Raw genomic sequence first — 5,251 nt, 5'->3', positions numbered from 1 at the left:
CGTCTATACCTATAGGTGTAGCAGTAGATTAAACGATGTTTTTTTAGGTTAAATTTGGTACAGTGGCAATCTCTGAAATGTTCCCCGAATGGGGGAAGTTTTGAAAACGGTGGAACCCGCCGAAATCAAATTCCGCAAATTTGCGGAAATCCCAAAAGTAAAGAATCCTTTACCTTTTCCCCAAAAGCGAAACACGTTTCGTATTTAATCAAGTTCTTTGACAAGATTATAAATATTGCCGATCGCTTCTTTATAATCGTCAAGGTCTGCTTTGAGATCCGATAAGGCAGATTCAATAATAAAGATGAGCAATTGGTTCTCCTGATTATTGATTTTCAACTTCTCAAAGAAAGTGTAGATAATAGCGTGATTACCCTCTAAAGACTTAAATTCATCTAAGAGAGAGAAAAGGTTGCCACGAATGAGTGCCAAATAGTCGCTAGAAACCGCTTTAGAATCGTGTATCATAGTATTTGCTTATTAATTTGTGAAAAGGATTGGTAAGTGTGCCTTGTTGGTGTTCGACCACCGCAAGGCTTAAAAAGAATTGTACATCAAAATTCCCGAATCGGGAAATTTACCCAAAATAAAAACTTACCCCAGAACTCTGGGGCAATAAAAACCGTACTATAGTCCGTTAGAACAAAAAAACTAAGATTAGGAATATTATCTAAGTCGTTACAAAACTTTAGATTTTAATAAAAATATTCTTTTGGGTTTTCAAGAAATAAAATGATACTAAAAAATTATCACTAAAGAAAATAGAAATAATAAACAAAATTCTCCCATAAGAGAAATTTGATTTAAGACTTTTTAAAAATAATCTAAAGAAAAAAAAGAAAAAGAAAAGAGACAATCCACTGCATCCATGCAATAACTAACGCATCTATGCAATAAATAAGATTTAGAATCAACAGCTAAAAACTAGATATAACAACACTTTTCATATCTGCAAACAAGATGTTAAGTTTTATAACTAAATATTCAGAAAGTTGATGAAGGGAAACTTTTAATTAGAGGAAAATAAAAAATAAGGGAAAGTTTTTGTTATAAAACAAAGAAAAGGATAAGAGAGAAAAATTTGTCTATTGTTAAAATAAAAGATAAAGATTATGATATTATAGGTAGCAAATAACACAAGCAATTGATCATCCATATAACAAAAATAACTCCTAGTCCCAACTATTTTTCTGAGAAGTCTTGAAATAGTACTGATTAGGAGTTATTATGTTTTCAAATAACACAAGTAATTGATCTTTTAACTTTGGAATATTAAAAGCAATTACGAAAAACTAAGTTAATTATATGATAAAAGAAACAAAAACGCAATCATTCTCTCAGAAAAATTCAAGTTTTCAAAACGCTTTAAAAGATTGGTTAGATAGTGGAATTTCTCAAGATGTAGTATCGCTCAACTTTAATTATGTCGAGGGTTTTGAAGGTTTTAAACTATTTATTGATAACTGTAAATTTGAGAAAAAAGATTTAACAAACACGGGCGTTAGCTCAGTTATAGCTAAAAAATATAATCATCTTTATAACGGTTATTGGTACGTTAATACCTTTAATCCGATAACGAAAACAGTAGATTTTGCCCAAATAAAGCCAAATTCACCTAGAACTTACTTTGATTACAGTAAGCAAACAGAAAAAGCGATCAAGTATGAAACCCCCAAAGGGGCAAGTACACCTTTTATATACCTAAATATTCCTTTCCGAATAATTAAGCATTTAGCTAAAAAGTACCAAATTGAATCATTGCCACTGGATACCTATTCCGATAAGTGGGAATGGATAAAAGATAATCCTCAAATTTCCATCTCGATAACAGAGGGAGTAAAAAAGGCGGCTGCATTAATCAGCGTGGGAATTATTGCCTTGGCAAGTTTCTCTGTAACAACTCACTCAGAAAAACCAATAGAAGACGAGAGTTCATGGTTTACCGAATTAAAACCAGAATTAAAATGGTTACTCGAAAATAAGAGACAAGTTTTTATAACCTTTGATAGAGCAGACAAAAAGTTATCCAGTAAATTGGCAGTTAACAAGCAGACAAAAACCTTAGGGAAAAAATTAACAAAGCTGGGTAATTCCGTTAATATTCTGGATTGGTCAGAAGAAGATTGTAAAGGGATTGATGATTATTTAGTTAAATATGGCGTTAAGGGAGTCAGACGACTTTATCAGAAAGCAGTCTCTTATCGTAAATTTATAGCACGGTTAAGAGCGTTAGGAACTCGTAAATTATCAGGAGGTAGAAAGATAAATACTCCCCATTTTCCTAGTGACTTGATCACAATGGCGATCGATGAGAATAAAAAAATAATCGGAATAAAATCAGCACAAAACACAGGAAAAACGACAGCGATCGCTAAGGTGTTAAAAAGTGATTGTCAGAAGAAGAAAATATTAAACATCACCCATAGACAAACCTTGTCGAGAAACTTATCAGAAAGATTAGGGTTAAATTCCTATCAAGATGATTTGTTCATTCATTTACAGAGAAAAGTAACCAATACAGAGAATTTTAATCTCTCGATTTGTTTAGACTCACTGCTAAAATTAGATTCAGAAAATACTTATGACATAATTGTTTTAGATGAAATATCTCAAATATTATGGCATGGATTAAACGCTAAAACAGAGATTAAAAAGAATAGAGGTGATGTTTTAGAAAGGTTATTTAAACTACTATCTAATTGCGTTAATAATGGTGGTACAATAATTTGTTCTGATGCTGATTTATCAGATATAGATATTAAATTCTTATCTGATATGTTGAGACTCAATTTAAAAGATGTAGTATGCTTTGAGAACGAATTTAAGCCATTTTCAAACAGAAATCTTATTATCATTGATTCGGAATTAAAACTTAGAAAAGAGGTAATAAAAGCAGTCGAAAAAGGTGAGAGAATTATAATAAGTACCAGTGGTCAAAAAGTTATTTCTAGCAGTGGAACTATTAACCTAGAACAATGGCTATTAGAATTTTTACCAGAAGACAAAATTTATCGAATAGACCAAGAAACGGTATCAAATACAGACAGAAAAGAATGTGGAATAACTGATAATTTAAACAGATTAAAAGAAGCACAAATAATCATCCATTCCAATACTATTAGCACGGGTGTTAGTCTTGATATAGACATAGTAGGAAAGTTTGATAAATCTTTTGGTATCTTTTGGGGGAATTACCCATTAGATGATTTTGAGCAATCCTTAGAGCGATATAGAGGCGATTGCGATCGGTATGTTTTTCTGCCCGAAAGCCGTGCCTCAATGATTGCCAATGGATCAGCGAATCACCAAAAAATGATTAGTCATTTTGATAATAAATTATCACAAACTAATTATATTTTTAATATTGATCAATTCAGATTTGCAAGTGAGTTAGTCATTTATTATTCCTTATATGGAAGTAGAATAAATGGTGACTTGAGCGGTCTTAGATCTAATTTTATTGTTCACTGTGAAAATAAAGGGTACAACATTATGAACTATCAAGAAAAAATCACTAAAAAAGAAATTACCCAAATTAAAGAAAAGAAACAAGAAATTAAGGATAAATCTACTAAAGATTATGCTCAGAACCTCTGGAATAGCTCAGTTTTGTCTAATAGTGAGTATGAAGAAATCAAGAGCAAAAAAAGGAAATCTAAAAAAGAAAGTTTAGCGGAAAAGAGAACCGATCTAAATAAAAGATATGGCAATTTAGCACCAATGCTATTAGAAGATTTAGAATTATTTACTCAATTCGTTATAGCTGATTTAGGTAGTTTATATCCACAATTACGGCGCCGTTTTTTCTGCTCATTAGGATCGGAAATAAACTTAATTATGGACAGAGAAAAGGCACAAAAGAAAGCCAATTATAGTAAAGAAAATGATAAGTTAGTTTACTTCTCAGATTTATTAGAATTATCCAAAAACTCAATCTACTCTAAAACCTTAGAGATTTTAGGAGTATCGATCGATGACCTATCGATAAGAGCCAACGGGATAACAGATCAACAAATGGCGGATCTAAAACAGATAGCCATAGAGAAAAACGAAACCTCTAAAGAATGGCAACAAGCCCGTGACAAAATTAAAGAATTAGCTATAACAACTCAGTCGATCGAGCAATGGTCAAAAGATTTAGACGAGAAAATAGAGAAGCATGGCACGGCGATCGAGACAGCGTTAGATATAGACTTATCCCTAACGAAAAACAAGAAAAATAAAGCGATGGTAAGATTCAGAATGCTCTTAAATCGACTAGGTTATGACCTTGAAACTTGCTTTAGATCATGGGAAAACGGAAAACAATTAAGGTATTACCGAATTAAAAGCAAAGTCGATCAAGCAGTCTGGGAACAGATTTACGAAAATTGGTACTCAGAAATTAAATGTCAGGAGTTGAAAGCTGCTTAATTTTTCCTTGATAAGCCATTAACTCCTATTATATTGGGGAAAGCCCCCGCTAGAAAATACAACTATTATTCTTATGAAACATTGACAATCGAGCGACTTGATTACAAATTACAAAAGGTCTAGCGAAGTAAAAGAGAGTTTGACCGTGTATTATCTTGGGGTTTTTCTGGGTGCGGATCCGCACCTAAAATTTCAGAAAAGAAGCTCCTTAAGATAAAAAAACTCTACTAAAAAATTGTCACTAAATTAGTTAGGTTTACAAAGACTTATTTTACAAGGTTTCTGGTAAAACCGTCTTATAAGACGCATTTGAGTTGCTTTAAAAGAATAGAAATGTTTTGTGATGCAAATTAAAGTCAAGGAAATGTCCGCACGTGTTGACAAAAAGTTCATCAAGAGAGTTGCTAATAGTTGACTCAAGCCACCTAGGTTGTTGACAGACCAATGGACAATAAAAAAGCCGTTATTTGAGGTTAAAAGCTAAGTCATAGGAAAAGAATCACATTTTACTGTAATGAAGTAATTAAGACTCAAATTAACCTAGTAGAGCGCGCTCTATTAAGCTATTTTCAATCCTTAAAGGTTTGAAAGAGAGTAAGAAGCTGTAAAAAGTTACTCCACTGCAGTGAACTAAATTATTTGTGCGACGTGTTGCACTTTTAGAGATAAGCCTTCTTATTCGCACATCTATAGCTATACCCAAATAGATAAAGAAATTTACAGTCGTATACGACCCTAAAATCATCATTAATGGTTGTTGCGATCATTATAATGGTTGCGGTTGTCAAAGTCCTTATATTGCAACATTTTCAAGATTTCTCAAATTCAACTCTTTTCA

At 32.2% G+C, this 5,251-nt stretch carries 2 protein-coding genes; one reads left to right on the top strand and one right to left on the bottom strand.

Annotated features, from left to right (window positions below):
• Positions 1–204: 204 nt before the first annotated feature.
• Positions 205–468 (bottom strand): hypothetical protein, encoded by a 264-nt coding sequence (locus GM3709_RS18850; protein ID WP_066122689.1) that lies wholly within the window; start codon positions 466–468, stop codon positions 205–207.
• Between the two features lie 837 nt (positions 469–1,305).
• Between GM3709_RS18850 and GM3709_RS18845 the strand changes: the two genes are divergently transcribed.
• Complete coding sequence (locus tag GM3709_RS18845; protein ID WP_066122686.1) at positions 1,306–4,413, top strand: plasmid replication protein, CyRepA1 family; 3,108 nt, start codon at positions 1,306–1,308, stop codon at positions 4,411–4,413.
• Positions 4,414–5,251 lie beyond the last annotated feature (838 nt).

This window comes from Geminocystis sp. NIES-3709 (assembly GCF_001548115.1).
Classification (GTDB): domain Bacteria; phylum Cyanobacteriota; class Cyanobacteriia; order Cyanobacteriales; family Cyanobacteriaceae; genus Geminocystis.
The sequence above is the reverse complement of the archived record's forward strand: the minus strand, read 5'-3'. Positions and strand labels throughout refer to the sequence as shown.